The organism is Butyrivibrio sp. INlla18, assembly GCF_900103635.1.
In the GTDB taxonomy this organism is placed as follows: domain Bacteria; phylum Bacillota; class Clostridia; order Lachnospirales; family Lachnospiraceae; genus Butyrivibrio.
The window spans coordinates 217,055-231,720 of the sequence record NZ_FMXK01000006.1; the positions used below are offsets into that span (position 1 = coordinate 217,055).

At 40.5% G+C, this 14,666-nt stretch carries 10 protein-coding genes and 1 other RNA gene; 9 read left to right on the plus strand and 2 right to left on the minus strand.

Annotated features, from left to right (window positions below; translation table 11 throughout):
* Window positions 1–15 precede the first annotated feature (15 nt).
* A complete protein-coding gene (locus BLS24_RS05035; RefSeq protein WP_091756734.1) occupies window positions 16–1,194 on the minus strand; it encodes an acyltransferase family protein in 1,179 nt (392 codons plus the stop codon).
* A gap of 203 nt (window positions 1,195–1,397) precedes the next feature.
* Here BLS24_RS05035 and ssrA point away from each other — a divergent pair.
* The 3 genes from ssrA (at window position 1,398) to glmS (ending at window position 4,611) form a co-directional block, all read left to right on the plus strand.
* Window positions 1,398–1,753: a transfer-messenger RNA gene (gene ssrA, locus BLS24_RS05040) on the plus strand.
* A 107-nt stretch (window positions 1,754–1,860) separates the two neighbouring features.
* The gene (gene proB / locus BLS24_RS05045; protein WP_091756736.1) at window positions 1,861–2,664 is read left to right on the plus strand and encodes a glutamate 5-kinase; all 804 of its coding nucleotides are present in this window, start codon (window positions 1,861–1,863) and stop codon (window positions 2,662–2,664) included.
* 78 nt (window positions 2,665–2,742) lie between these two features.
* Complete coding sequence (glmS, locus tag BLS24_RS05050; protein ID WP_091756738.1) at window positions 2,743–4,611, plus strand: glutamine--fructose-6-phosphate transaminase (isomerizing); 1,869 nt, start codon at window positions 2,743–2,745, stop codon at window positions 4,609–4,611.
* 55 nt (window positions 4,612–4,666) lie between these two features.
* Here the strand turns inward: glmS and BLS24_RS05055 are convergent, their stop codons facing one another.
* The gene (locus tag BLS24_RS05055) at window positions 4,667–5,239 is read right to left on the minus strand and encodes a hypothetical protein (protein WP_091756740.1); all 573 of its coding nucleotides are present in this window, start codon (window positions 5,237–5,239) and stop codon (window positions 4,667–4,669) included.
* Between the two features lie 168 nt (window positions 5,240–5,407).
* Between BLS24_RS05055 and BLS24_RS05060 the strand changes: the two genes are divergently transcribed.
* The 6 genes from BLS24_RS05060 (at window position 5,408) to gltA (ending at window position 14,658) form a co-directional block, all read left to right on the plus strand.
* Complete coding sequence (locus BLS24_RS05060) at window positions 5,408–8,251, plus strand: FtsK/SpoIIIE family DNA translocase (RefSeq protein WP_091756741.1); 2,844 nt, start codon at window positions 5,408–5,410, stop codon at window positions 8,249–8,251.
* Window positions 8,252–9,928 carry a formate--tetrahydrofolate ligase gene (locus tag BLS24_RS05065; protein WP_091756743.1) on the plus strand — a complete coding sequence of 559 codons (1,677 nt, stop codon included), beginning with the start codon at window positions 8,252–8,254 and terminating at the stop codon, window positions 9,926–9,928. It begins immediately after the preceding gene.
* 15 nt (window positions 9,929–9,943) lie between these two features.
* On the plus strand, window positions 9,944–10,804 hold the full coding sequence (gene folD, locus BLS24_RS05070; protein ID WP_091756745.1) for a bifunctional methylenetetrahydrofolate dehydrogenase/methenyltetrahydrofolate cyclohydrolase FolD: 861 nt from the start codon (window positions 9,944–9,946) through the stop codon (window positions 10,802–10,804).
* A 14-nt stretch (window positions 10,805–10,818) separates the two neighbouring features.
* Window positions 10,819–12,267, plus strand: coding sequence for a chitobiase/beta-hexosaminidase C-terminal domain-containing protein (locus tag BLS24_RS05075; RefSeq protein WP_091756746.1), 1,449 nt, complete (start codon window positions 10,819–10,821; stop codon window positions 12,265–12,267).
* A gap of 100 nt (window positions 12,268–12,367) precedes the next feature.
* On the plus strand, window positions 12,368–13,243 hold the full coding sequence (locus BLS24_RS05080; protein ID WP_091756748.1) for a sulfide/dihydroorotate dehydrogenase-like FAD/NAD-binding protein: 876 nt from the start codon (window positions 12,368–12,370) through the stop codon (window positions 13,241–13,243).
* Between the two features lie 29 nt (window positions 13,244–13,272).
* The gene (gene gltA / locus BLS24_RS05085; RefSeq protein ID WP_091756750.1) at window positions 13,273–14,658 is read left to right on the plus strand and encodes an NADPH-dependent glutamate synthase; all 1,386 of its coding nucleotides are present in this window, start codon (window positions 13,273–13,275) and stop codon (window positions 14,656–14,658) included.
* Window positions 14,659–14,666: the final 8 nt, after the last annotated feature.

Genomic DNA, 14,666 nt, shown 5'->3' on the forward strand with positions numbered 1-14,666 from the left:
CACCTGTCCCTTGTTTTATGCTATCTTTTTGTTTTTGGAATCTTCAGTTCTTTTTCCAAGTCCTAAGATCAAGGTGTGGAGCTTCTTTAGTAGTACGGCTGAGGGGATTCCTAAGATAAATACAAGGACTACATAAAGAAATACGTTCTTGATAGGAAATGGTGATTTGATTACGCTACAAAACTGATGGTCAAACATCTCAACGAAGATGCCGTGAATAAGGTAAAATTCAAGAGTTATGGTGCCCATAAATGCAAGGAACTTATTACCAATCTTGAGCTTCATTCCTACGAGAAGGACAGCCATAGTAAATACAAATGTAACAAGCATTTCTGAAGAAAGACCTATCATCTTGTGATATGGGTAATCTGGTAGGAACTCCATGTAGTAGCCGTGGAACATAAGTACAAACTTTGAAAAGCGGTAAGCTGGATATACGCCAAGTACAAATACAGCAAGGTAGATATAATAGAATTTCTTAACGTGAGCAATTATCTTACTTTCAAACTTTGCAAAGATGATACCAATAGGGAATAGATGAACACAGTTATACCACCATTCGCCCCGAATCCAGAAATCGTTGTGCAAAAGATAACAAGATCCAAACATATAGAGAAGCACAAAGGTAGTAACAGCAGCTACTGCAAGGCCATCTTTTTTGATGAACTTAAATGCCAGATAAAATGCCAGGTAGAAAAATGGAAGAACTATAACATACCAGGTATTTGGATTGCAGAGCTTGATGCTTGTAAGATAAAAGAATACAAGCTTTCCATCCATCTTTTCGCCTAATATAAGTCTTGCAATAAAGAAGATGATAGTAGTTGTATAAAGAGCTAAAACTACAGGCAATATTCTTCTTTTGATAAAGCCTTTAAGGTAATTATCCTTTGAATGGAAGCTCTTATAAACGCCATATCCATTAAAGAAAAGAAATACTGCTACATACATAAAGCCCATAGGCTCAAAAAGATCGAGACCATGTATGATCCTTGTCTTTGGTGTAAGCCATGATGCGCAGGTCTTTTGACCAATGTGATGGAGCATGATGCAAAGGGCAAGGAATCCTTGAAGAGCCTTGGTCTGTTCAAGAGACAAGAACTCATCATTAAATTTGCCCTTTCCATAGAATTTGCTATGCCACAAAAGAATCAGTGGCATAATGATGTAGACTGAGTAAACTAGTTTATTCATACACTATACCTCCATAGATGTAATCCCCATAATCATCATAGTATCTGCGAGTTTTATAAACAAACGAAATACTACTAAGTTATTCTCATTTATTGCTATATTTTGGAAAAATAATCTAAAAACTAAACTGCTGGTATATTGTTTTTTTGGGCTTTTAACGATATACTAAGTAAGCACCTTAAAGGGGCATAACAATTAAATATGGGTTAGTAAAGGTTTCGACAGGGATTTTGAAGCTGGAGAAGCTATCCGCAGGACGGTGCGTCAAACCTCAAATTAAAATTAAACGCTAACGATAATTTAGCTTACGCTGCCTAAGTGCAGCATGTCAGCCTAAGTGCACCTACACATTTAGTAACTGGCATCAAACTTTGTAGGAAACGACATAGCTTAAGCTTTGCGGCTATGGTCGTATCATGAAGCTACTTCCTGTTTGTAGTTGTCAATTACCGCAGGCAGGAGGGAACGGAAGTGCAGAACTTCAGAATAATTGACTACGATAGTAGAAGTACAGGGGATGAATTTTTGGACGCGGGTTCGACTCCCGCCTAATCCACTATGACACGAAGCGGCGAACTTATTGTTCGTCGCTTTTTCTTGTCTATTGCTAAATTCCTTTATTAGATATAATATAAAAAGTAATTTAACGAGTTAAAGGGGTAAATTATGAGCATTAGTAAGAAAAGGATTGTTGTTAAGGTTGGAACATCAACCATCACTAATAGCGAAGGAAACGTTGACATCAGAGCTTTAGACCATCTTTGCAGGGCCCTTTCTGGTGTTGAGAATATGGGATATGATCTTGTGCTTGTTTCTTCTGGTGCAATAGCAGTTGGAGCTGGTAAGATGAGACTTGCTCAAAAGCCTAAAGAAATAAGGATGAAGCAGGCTGCAGCTGCAGTAGGTCAGACTGAGCTTATGCACCTTTATGATAAGTTTTTTGGGGAATACGGCAGGATGGTAGGTCAGATCCTTCTTGATAATGAGGATATTGCAGATCCTACAAGGTCAGAGAATCTTAAGAATACATTTGAAGCTCTTTTAGAAAATCATATTATCCCTATTGTTAATGAAAATGACTCTGTAAGTCATGCAGAGATCGAATCAGAGAAAAAGCTCTTTTCGGATAATGATATGTTATCAGCCTTTGTTGCTGTGTTCTGCAATGCTTGCAAGCTTATTATCTTCTCAGATATAGATGGACTTTATGATGGCAATCCTAATACTGATCCAAATGCCAAGCTTATTAGCAGAGTAGAAGAGATCACCACTGAACTTAAGAGCATAGCTTCAGGTTCTGGTTCAAATAGAGGTACAGGTGGTATGATCACAAAATTAGAAGCTGCAGAATATGCCACAAGCCATGGCATAGATGTACTTGTGACAAATGGTAAAAATCCAGAAAAACTGTATGATATCATCGAAAAGAAGAAGGTAGGAACCTTGTTTGTAGCAAAGGCAAATTCGTAAAGGATTTGCCTTTTTTAGTCTTTCGTTTTATTATTAGAAAAGTTGATTTTACAAAAATCCCTAAAGAAAGGAATTTTTATGTGCGGAATAGTAGGATTTATAGGTAAGCATCAGGCAGCTCCTATACTGCTTGAGGGACTTTCAAAACTAGAATATAGAGGATATGATTCTGCTGGTATTGCTGTTAGAGATGGTAGCAACAAGGCAGAGGTAGTTAAGGCAGTCGGAAGACTTAAGAACCTTGAAGAGAAGACTGACAATGGCAAGAGCGTAGTTGGATGCTGCGGTATTGGTCATACAAGATGGGCTACACACGGTGGTCCTTCACAGATCAATGCACATCCTCATGTATCAGGTAACTGCACAGGTTCAGCTTCAGGTACTGTTGAGTCTGAGGTTGTTGGTGTACATAATGGTATCATCGAGAACTATCAGGAACTTAAAGAAAAGCTCCTTAAGAACGGATATCAGTTCTATAGTGATACAGATACTGAGGTTGCTATCAAGCTTGTAGACTATTACTACAAGAAGTATAAGGTTGGACCTATCGATGCTCTTGCTAAGACTATGGTCAGAGTTCGTGGATCATATGCATTAGAGGTTATGTTTGCAGATTATCCAGATGAGATCTATGTTGCAAGAAAAGATAGCCCAATGATCATCGGTACATCTGGAGATGAGACATTTGTTGCATCTGACGTACCAGCTATCCTCAATCACACCAGAAACGTTTACTATATTGGTAATAATGAGATGGCTAGACTCATGCCTGGTAAGGCTGAGTTCTATGACCTTAACGGTGATATCATTGAGAAAGAGCTTGTAGAGATCAAGTTCTCTGCAGAGGCTGCTGAAAGAGGCGGATTTGAGCACTTCATGATGAAGGAAATCCACGAGCAGCCAACAGCTATCAAGAATACAATTGGTTCACTTGTATCAAACAAGGCAATCGACCTTTCCAAGATCGAGCTTGATGATGAGACTATCAAGGATATTTCAAACATCACTATCGTAGCTTGCGGTTCAGCATGGCACGTAGGAATGGCAGCTCAGTATGTATTTGAGGAGCTTAGCGGCATTCCAGTAAGAGTAGAGCTTGCTTCTGAGTTTAGATACAGAGGACCTATCCTTGACAAGAACACACTTGTAATTGTTATTTCTCAGTCAGGTGAGACAGCTGATACACTTGCAGCTCTTCGTGAGGCCAAGGAGAGAGGTGTTAAGACTCTCGCCATCGTAAATGTAGTTGGTTCTTCTATTGCTCGTGAAGCTGATTATGTATTATATACACTTGCTGGACCTGAGATTTCAGTTGCTACAACCAAGGCTTACAGCTGTCAGCTTGTAGTTACATACCTTCTTGCTCTTCAGTTTGCATTTGTAAGAGGAAAGCTTGGGCAGAAAGAGTATGAGAACTATATTTCAGAAATAGAGAGAATCCCTGAGTGCATTCAGAAGATTCTTGATGATAAAGAGAGACTTCAGTGGTTTGCTTCTAAGATTGCTAACTCAAAGGATATCTTCTTCATCGGAAGAGGTATCGACTATGCTATCGGCCTTGAGGGAAGCCTTAAGATGAAAGAGATCTCTTACATCCATTCAGAGGCATACGCTGCTGGTGAGCTCAAGCACGGCACTATCAGCCTTATTGAGGATGGTACACTTGTAATTGGTATCCTTTGCCAGGATAACCTCTATGAGAAGACAATCTCTAACATGGTTGAGTGTAAGTCAAGAGGAGCATTCCTTATGGGACTTGCACCATATGGAAGATATGAGATAGAAGATACAGCAGACTTTGTAACTTATGTTCCAAAGATGGACAAGCACTTCATTGGTTCACTTGCTGTTATTCCACTTCAGCTTCTTGGATATTATGTATCTGTTGCTAGAGGTCTTGACGTTGATAAGCCAAGAAACCTTGCAAAGAGCGTAACAGTAGAATAAGACAAAAATAAAACCTGAGATCATATGATCTCAGGTTTTTTTTGATCAAAAGTTATTAGTTTGCACTGTCGTGGAACTTATCATAGATCTCAGAAAGGTATGTCTTAACGATCTGGATGTTAGCCATCTTACGAAGATCGTGATTACCCATCATTACAGCGATCTCATCAGCTAAAAGAAGCATATTGTAGATGCTGAGCTTGAATTCATCTCTAGTAACTTCATTGATGTTAACCTCCATAAGTGGAGAGCCAAGTTTAAGAGTGATGTTCTCATCAGCGATTCCTGTAAGCATTTTGTGTGTATCAGGATCAAAGTTAACATAGAGGATGAGCTTTTCTTTCTCATGCTTTTTAAGTGTCTCGGCTGTCTGGTGAGATGTTTCAAGCCACTCATAAAGATCAGCCTCATCTGGATTCATAAGATACTTGGTAAGCTCTTCTCTGTGCTTTTCAACATACTGAAGATATTTGCTGGCATTAGGACCAGTATAAGCAAGCTCAACCTTAACGCCGTTGTCTGTTTTAACAAGACGACATTTGCTTGCTACATCTTTTATTTTAAGAGTGGTCTCAGTTGTTCCGACCATTTTAAATGTGCCAGTTTCTAATTCCTGTTTAAATTCCATTTTTTTCTCCTATTCGATTATTTTCGCAATGAAGTTTTTGGTCATAACATATAAAACTTAATACCCAAAACTGCTTAAGTTCTCATAGTTAAAATCAGTTGATAGTATAGCATAAACACACAGAAAATGGTATACTTATAAGGATTTTGTATGAAATAAGGGGAAGACATGGCACAACAAACAAAGGGGAGAAAAAAGTCAAATAATTCTAATAGAGCGAGCTCTAGATCAAGGAGCAGAAGTGCTTCAAGACCTGTCCCAAGGCAGGATGAGGAGTTTGATTATTCTCTTAAGAGTGAGCTTATCGTGATCGTAATGATCGCTCTGACTATTTTCCTGTTTTTATGTAATTTTGGAATTTGCGGCGACTTTGGCAACGCTGTTAGCAGTATTTTATTTGGATTATTCGGTATCACAGCTTATGTGGCACCACTTATCATGCTTGGTGCAGTTGTAATTGGTATTGCAAACTTTGGTAATAGCGCATCCATTCGCAAGATAGTTTCTGGAATCGTTATCTTTTTGGTAATTGGTATCATAGCTGACCTTATTACAGGAAGACCTCAGAATCTTACTAGTTATGATATTCCATATATCTTTGATCAGGCTAGAACTGCCAGAAATGGTGGTGGTTTCTTTGCTGGTACTTTGGCATATTTTCTTTATAAGTACTTGTCATTTGCTGGTACAGCTTTGCTTCTTTTGGTGATCGGTATTGCAAGCGTAGTTGTATTTACAGAGCAGTCCTTTGTGGGAGGCCTTAAAAAGGGCGGCAAAAAGATCATTGAGCGCACCAGAGAGGATGCAGCCAATTATAGAGACTTTGCTGAGAAGCGCAGAGAAAAGATGGAACAAAGACGCGCTGAGATTGAAGAAGAAAAGCGCCTTATGATAGAGCAGAAGGAAGATGCCAAGATCCTTCGAATGGAAAAGAATGTACGAGGCGTAAGCCTTGATACAACCCTTAAGGAAGACGACCCTGAGGAAGATTCTTCTGAAGATATCAAGATCCACGATGAAAAGGAATCAGTTAAGAAAAACGTATTTATTCCTGATGAAGATGAATTTCATGATGATATTCATGAGATCACACTCAATAAGGGAATTGAGACTGATATTGAGCCTGATGGACAGAGAGTCCTTAGAACAGAGCCTGTCATCCATGGCATGGGTTATGACGAGCCATATGAAGAAGACTATGCAAGTGATGATATGGAGGAGATCACTCCTAGCTTTGAACATGAAGAGGTTCCTTTTGAAGAGCCAATTCAGCTTCCTACATCCGGCAAGCTTGTAGCAACAGCTCCAAAGGAAGAGATAGAAGAGGATATACTTCCTGATGTACCTATTCACGCAGAGGATATCGGAAATGGCATGAATGGTGAGTATTCTATTCACGCTCAGGAGCATATTTCAAGAAGCCCTTCAGCTTCATCCAAGATTTCTTCAACTGCTACAACATCAAGTCACGTAATAAATGCATCTGGTCCAGTTACAACTAGTCCAGGCATGGAAAAAGAAATAGAGAAGCACAAAAAGTCACTTCCAAAGAAGTACGTTTTTCCACCTGTAACTCTTCTTGAAAAGGGTGAGAAGAACAAGAACTCTGATTCAGCAAGGCAACTTAAAGAGACAGCACTTAAGCTTCAGGAGACACTAAAGACCTTTGGAGTTAACGTAACTGTTACTGATATTAGTCAGGGACCTTCTGTTACAAGATTTGAGCTTCAGCCAGAGGCAGGCGTTAGAGTCAACAAGATCGTTGGACTTGCTGATGATATCAAGATGAATCTTGCTGCCAAGGATATCAGAATTGAGGCTCCTATTCCTGGTAAAGCTGCAGTTGGTATCGAAGTTCCAAATAAAGAAAACCAGATGGTTGCCTTTAGAGACCTTATTGAATCAAAGGAATACAAAGAGTTTTCATCAAAGCTTGCCTTTGCAGTTGGTAAGGATATTGCTGGTAAGACTGTTGTTACTGATATTGCCAAGATGCCTCACCTTCTCATAGCTGGTGCTACAGGTTCTGGTAAGTCTGTATGTATCAATACCATCATCATGAGTATCATCTACAAGGCTAAGCCAGAAGAAGTTCAGATGATCATGATCGATCCTAAGATCGTTGAGCTTAGTGTTTATAACGGAATTCCTCATCTGATGATTCCTGTTGTCACAGATCCTAAGAAGGCTGCTGCAGCTCTTAACTGGGCAGTTGCAGAGATGACAAACAGATACAAGAAGTTTGCAGAAGCAGGAGTTAGAGATCTTAAGGGATACAATAAGCTCGCTGAAAAGAGCGATGATCCAGAAATGTCAGTAATGCCTCAGATAGTTGTTATCGTAGACGAGCTTGCTGATCTTATGATGGTTTCTGCCAGTGAAGTTGAAGATGCTATCTGTAGACTTACACAGCTGGCAAGAGCTGCTGGAATTCATCTTATTATTGCCACACAGAGACCTTCCGTTGACGTTATCACAGGTCTTATCAAGGCTAACATGCCAAGCCGAGTTGCCTTTGCAGTATCAAGTGGTGTTGATTCAAGAACAATCCTTGATATCAACGGTGCTGAGAAGCTTCTTGGTAAAGGAGATATGCTATTTTACCCTCAGGGATACACCAAGCCAGCCAGAGTCCAAGGCGCATTTGTATCTGACAAAGAGGTTCAGGATGTTACTGATTTCCTTAGAAATCAGGACATTGATACAGGTTATGGCGAAGAGATCGAGAAGCAGATCCAAAACTTCCAGAGCTTCTCGGGATCAGGCAGCGCAAGCGGTGACCCAGGGTCTGATAGGGATGAGTATTTTGCTGAAGCAGGCAGATTCATCATCGAGAAAGAAAAGGCATCTATTGGAATGCTTCAACGAGTATTCAAGATTGGCTTTAACAGAGCAGCCAGAATCATGGACCAGCTCTGCGAAGCAGGTGTCGTAGGTGATGAAGAAGGCACCAAGCCAAGAAAGATACTTATGACAATGGAACAGTTTGAGGAGATGTTAGGAGGAGAGTAAATGGCAGTAAAAAGTGATATCGAGATCGCACAGGAAGCAAAGATGCTTCATATCAGAGATGTAGCAGGTTCTATAGGTATTCAGGAAGATGATCTTGAATTCTATGGCAAATATAAGGCAAAACTTACAGAAGAATACCTCAAAAAAGCTGAAAGCAACAAGAAAGGAAAACTTATTCTTGTTACAGCTATTAACCCAACTCCAGCAGGAGAAGGAAAGACCACAACAAGCGTAGGTCTTGGCGATGCACTCAACAGATTTGGATACAAGACAGTGATCGCTCTTAGAGAACCTTCCCTTGGACCATGCTTTGGTATTAAGGGTGGTGCAGCTGGCGGCGGATACGCTCAGGTTGTTCCTATGGAAGACCTTAACCTTCATTTTACTGGTGATTTCCACGCTATCACTTCTGCTAATAACCTTTTAGCAGCTCTTTTGGATAATCATATTCAGCAGGGCAACGAACTTCAGATCGACACTAGACAGATCATCTGGAAAAGAGCTGAAGATATGAATGACAGAGCTCTTAGAAATATCGTAGTAGGTCTTGGTGCAAAGGCTGACGGTGTTCCAAGAGAAGACCACTTTGTTATTACAGTAGCTTCTGAGATCATGGCAATCCTTTGCCTTGCAAGTGATATGGATGATCTCAAAAAGAGACTTTCAAAGATCATAGTTGCTTATAACTTTAAGGGAGAGCCTGTAACTGCAGGTGACCTTCAGGCAGTCGGTGCTATGGCAGCTCTTTTAAAGGATGCTATCAAGCCTAACCTTGTACAGACCCTTGAGCATACACCAGTTATCGTGCACGGCGGACCATTTGCCAATATCGCTCACGGATGTAACTCTGTTAGAGCAACAAAGACAGCTCTTGGAATTGCTGATTATACAGTAACTGAGGCTGGATTTGGTGCTGACCTTGGAGCTGAGAAGTTCCTTGATATCAAGTGCCGTATTGCAGGGCTTAAGCCTGACGCTGTTGTACTTGTAGCAACTATCAGAGCTCTTAAGTATAACGGTGGTATTCCTAAGACAGAGCTTTCAAATGAAAACCTTGAAGCTCTGAAGAAGGGTATCGTTAACCTTGAGAAGCATATCGAGAATATTCAGCAGTATGGTGTTCCAGTTGTTGTAACACTTAATGCATTTATTACAGATACAGAAGCTGAAAAAGACTTCGTTAAGAAGTTCTGTGAGGAGAGGGGCTGCAGATTTGCTCTTTCAGAAGTTTGGGAAAAAGGTGGAGCCGGTGGAGAGGATCTTGCTAAGGCAGTTATCGATACTATCGAAAATAAGCCAAGTAACTATGCTCCAATTTATCCGGATAATCTTTCTCTTAAAGAGAAGATCGAAACAGTTGCTACTAAGATTTATGGTGCTGATGGCGTAATATTCACAGGACCTGCAAGCAAGCAGCTTTCCAAGATTGAAGAAATGGGCTTTGGCAATCTTCCAGTATGCATGGCCAAGACTCAGTATTCTCTTTCTGATGATCCATCGCTTCTTGGTAGACCAAAGGATTATAAGATCACTGTTAGAGAAGCCTATGTATCAGCAGGCGCTGGATTTGTAGTAGCTCTTACAGGTACTATCATGACAATGCCAGGACTTCCAAAGCATCCTGCAGCATACGACATCGATGTAGATGCATCTGGAAAGATTACAGGATTGTTCTAAAATGAAAGGTTAATTATGAGCGCTCAGATTATAGATGGAAAATTAATATCAGGACAGATCAAGGATGAGCTTAAAGAAAAGACAGCTCTTTTGAAAGAAAAAGGCATAGAAGTAACTCTTGCAGTTATTCTTGTGGGCGCTGATCCTGCCTCACAGGTATATGTACGTAACAAGAAAAGAGCATGTGAGTATATTGGCTACAGGTCTTTGTCCTATGAACTTCCTGAAGATACTACAGAGGAAGAACTCCTTAAGCTTATTGATGAATTAAATGGCAGAAAGGATGTAGATGGAATCCTTGTTCAGATGCCTCTTCCAAAACATATTGATGAAAAAAAGGTTACTCTTGCGATCAGTCCTGATAAGGATGTAGACGGTTTCCATCCTATGAACGTTGGTGCTCTTTGCGTTGGAGATAAGGGCTTTGTATCCTGCACTCCAGCTGGAGTTATACAGCTTCTTAAAAGAGGCGTTGATGACTTTGACATTTCCGGCAAAGAGTGTGTGATCGTTGGCAGATCCAATATTGTTGGCAAGCCAATGGCTCTTTTGATGCTTAAAGAAAATGCTACTGTAACAATAGCTCACTCAAGAACTAAGGATCTTGAAGAAGTTTGTAAGAGAGCAGATATCCTGATCGCAGCTGTTGGAAAGGCTGGCATGATCACAAAAGATCACGTCAAACCAGGCGCGGTTGTAATTGATGTAGGCATCAATAGAGGCGAGGATGGTAAGCTTTGCGGAGATGTTAAATTTGATGAGGTATCAGAGATTGCTAGCGCAATAACACCTGTTCCTGGCGGCGTAGGTCCTATGACCATTGCTATGCTCATGAACAATTGTTACGAGGCTGCGATCATGCATATGAATTCCTAAGAGGATTTGGTCCTATGAAATGTCCAAACTGTGGCAAAAATATACCTGAAGGACATATGTACTGTGACGACTGCGGAACAGAGATAAACATTGTCCCAGATTTTGAGCCTGAAGTTGAAAATGAAATAAATATCAGTTTGTCAGGACTAGCTGATGAGCTTAACAAAGATGCCAGAAAGAAACTTTTGAGAAAAGAAAAGATCCATAATTTCTTTAGCATCATCAAAGCTCACTGGAGAGCTGCGGCTATTGGAGTTGTAGCAGTTATTGGTCTTGTGCTTTTTGTTGTCTTTTTGGCTTCCTATAATGACAGATCATCAAACTATTATATGGGCCTAGCTGAGAGTGCCAAAGCTTCAGGTGATATGGAACAGGCGATAGGGTATTTAAAGCGCGGCATGACAGAAAATCCTGCTAATTCCGAGATCATATTCAGACTTTCTGATTATTACATGGAAGCTGAGAAACCAGATGAAGCAGTTGAGACTTTAAAGACTATTACCTCTTCTGATAAGTTTGCTGATGATATAGTGATCACAGCTTATGAAGGCATTATTTCGATCTACAAGCAGACTGGTGAGTTTGACAAGATAACTGAAGTCTTATCAGATACTGATAACAAAATAGTAGCAGACTTAAGAGCCAAGTACGTGCCTAGTAGTCCTATCATGCTACCTGAAAGCGGCACATATGAGGGAATTGTTCAGATCAAGATAATCACAAGTGATAATCAGAATAATCCAATTTACTACACAGTAAATGGTGATGTACCAACCACCGAAAGTATTCTATACGAAGGCGAGATAGCTATCGAAACTGATGGAGAATACAATATTAAGGCTGCCTGCGTCAACGACTATGGAATCTTTAGTACTGTTACTGAATGCAACTATGTTCTTGAAAAAGGTGCTCCTGTAGCGCCTGAGATCATGGAGCCAAGCGGTGATTATAATCAGAACACCATGATAGTTGCTGTGGCAGAGCAAGGATACACTATTTTCTATACTACAGATGGAAGCGACCCTACTATGGAGTCCAAACAGTATATTTCACCTATTACTATGCCAGTTGGAACTTCTCATTTTAAGTTTGCTACTTTTGATCAGGATGGCAATTCAAGTGAGATAGTGGAAAGAGATTATCATCTTGTATTTACAAGACTTGTATCTACCGAGCAGGCTGTTAATAGCCTTGTAAGTACCCTTGTAAGGCTTGATATCTTATTGGATGCTTCAGGTAAAGTAAGAGGCGTAGAGGGACATAACGAATACATATATAACTCTGAGATAGAGATTCAGGGTGCAGGTGAATATTATGTCATCATCGAGAATCATGTTTCTAATGATGGTAAGTCGACACCTACAGGCCTTATGTATGCCGTTAATACCCATGATGGCACAGTTAATAGACTTGGCTATGACTCAAGTGGCAAATATACGCTCATAACCATTTCTAACAGATAAAAACAATTTAACACTTTACCAATTTAAATTATGAATTGAAATTTTTATTTTTATCATTTATCATGTACTAGGTAATTACATTTTTTGTAGGAGGATGACTATGTTCAAGATTTTAGAGGCTAATGAGCTCACTACGAACATTTATCAGATGATCGTTGAAGCTCCACGTGTGGCAGAGGCGTGTTTACCAGGACAGTTTCTCATTATACGTGTTGATGAAGAGGGAGAGAGAATTCCTCTTACTATCTGTGATTATGACAGAGAAAAGGGAACTGTTGAGATTGTTGTTCAGGCAATCGGTGCAGAGACTCATTTACTTTCAAAGTTAAAGGCTGGAGATCATCTTGCAGATGTGGTTGGTCCTCTTGGAAAGCCTTCAGATCTTTGCGAAGAGAGCATTGAAGATCTAAAGAAAAAGAAGATCGTATTCATCGCTGGTGGTGTTGGAACAGCTCCAGTATATCCTCAGGCTAAATGGCTCAAGGAACATGGCGTAGATTGTGATGTTATCATCGGTGCCAAGACTAAAGACCTTGTAATCTTAGAGGATAGATTTAAGAAAGTATGTAACCTTCATGTTACAACTGATGACGGATCATATGGCAGAAGCGGTATGGTTACTAAGGCTCTTCAGGATCTTTGGGATGAAGGCAACAAATATGATCACTGCGTAGCTATTGGACCAATGATCATGATGAAATTTGTATGCAAACTTACACAGGAACTTGGTATTCCTACAGTTGTAAGTATGAACCCTATAATGGTAGATGGAACAGGAATGTGCGGAGCTTGCCGTTTAACTGTTGATGGACAGGTTAAATTCGCTTGCGTTGACGGACCTGAGTTTGACGGACATAAGGTTGACTTTGATCAGGCTATGAACCGTATGAAGCTTTACAAGACAGAAGAGGGCAGACTTCTTCTTAAAGCTCAGGAAGGTGATACTCACCACGGCGGATGCGGAAATTGTGACTAAGGTAAGCGAAACAGATAGGAGAAAAACAGATGGATGGATTTGTAAGAGTTCCTGTTCGTGAGCAGGATGCTAAAGTGCGTGCTACTAACTTCAAAGAAGTATGCCTTGGATATAACAAAGAAGAAGCAGAAAAAGAGGCATTAAGATGTCTTAACTGTAAGAACCCACAGTGTGTACAGGGATGCCCTGTATCAATCGATATCCCAGCTTTCATACAGCAGGTTAAAGTTGGTGATGTTGAGGGAGCTTATCAGACAATCAGTAAGTCAAGTGCTCTTCCAGCTGTATGTGGACGTGTTTGTCCTCAGGAAAGCCAGTGTGAAGGAAAGTGCGTAAGAGGAATCAAGGGCGACGCCGTTTCTATTGGTAAGCTTGAGAGATATGTTGCTGATACAGCAAGAGAAATGGGTATCTTACCTGAGGGAGCTAAGGAAAAGAAAGGCAAGAAGGTTGCAGTTATCGGTTCAGGTCCTTCTGGTCTTACATGTGCAGGAGACCTTGCAAAGATGGGCTATGATGTAACAATCTTTGAAGCTCTTCATGAGGCAGGCGGAGTACTTGTTTATGGTATTCCTGAATTCCGTCTTCCTAAGGATGCAGTAGTTAAAAAAGAAATCGAGAACGTTAAATCTCTTGGCGTTAAGCTTGAGACAGACGTTGTTATCGGTAAGTCAGTTACTATTGATGATCTTATGGAAAAAGAAGGCTTTGAAGCTGTCTTCGTTGGATCAGGTGCTGGACTTCCAAGATTCATGAATATTCCTGGTGAGCAGGCTATGGGCGTGTTCTCAGCAAATGAGTTCCTTACAAGAAGCAATCTTATGAAGGCCTTTGATGAGAATTCACGTACACCTATCATGAGACCAAAGAAGTGTGTTGTAGTTGGTGGCGGTAACGTTGCTATGGACGCAGCAAGAACAGCTCTTAGACTTGGAGCAGAAGTTCATGTTGTATATAGACGTGGTGAGGAAGAGCTTCCTGCACGTAAAGAAGAAGTTGGACATGCAAAGGAAGAAGGGATCATTTTTGATCTTCTCACAAACCCTGTTGAGATCCATGCTGATGAAAACGGCTGGGTAACAGGTATCACTTGCATCAGAATGGAGCTTGGTGAGCCTGATGAGTCAGGAAGAAGAAGCCCAGTTGAGGTTCCTGGTTCTGAGTTTGAGATTGAGTGTGATGCAGTTATCATGTCACTTGGAACATCACCTAACCCACTTATTTCTTCAACAACAAAGGGACTTGAGATCAACCGCAGAAAATGTATCGTAGCTGAGGAAGCTACAGGTCAGACATCAAAGCCTGGCGTATTTGCTGGTGGAGATGCTGTTACAGGAGCTGCAACAGTTATCCTTGCTATGGGTGCTGGTAAAGCTGCTGCAAAGGGTATTGATGAGTATCTTTCAAATAAATGATCTTTATA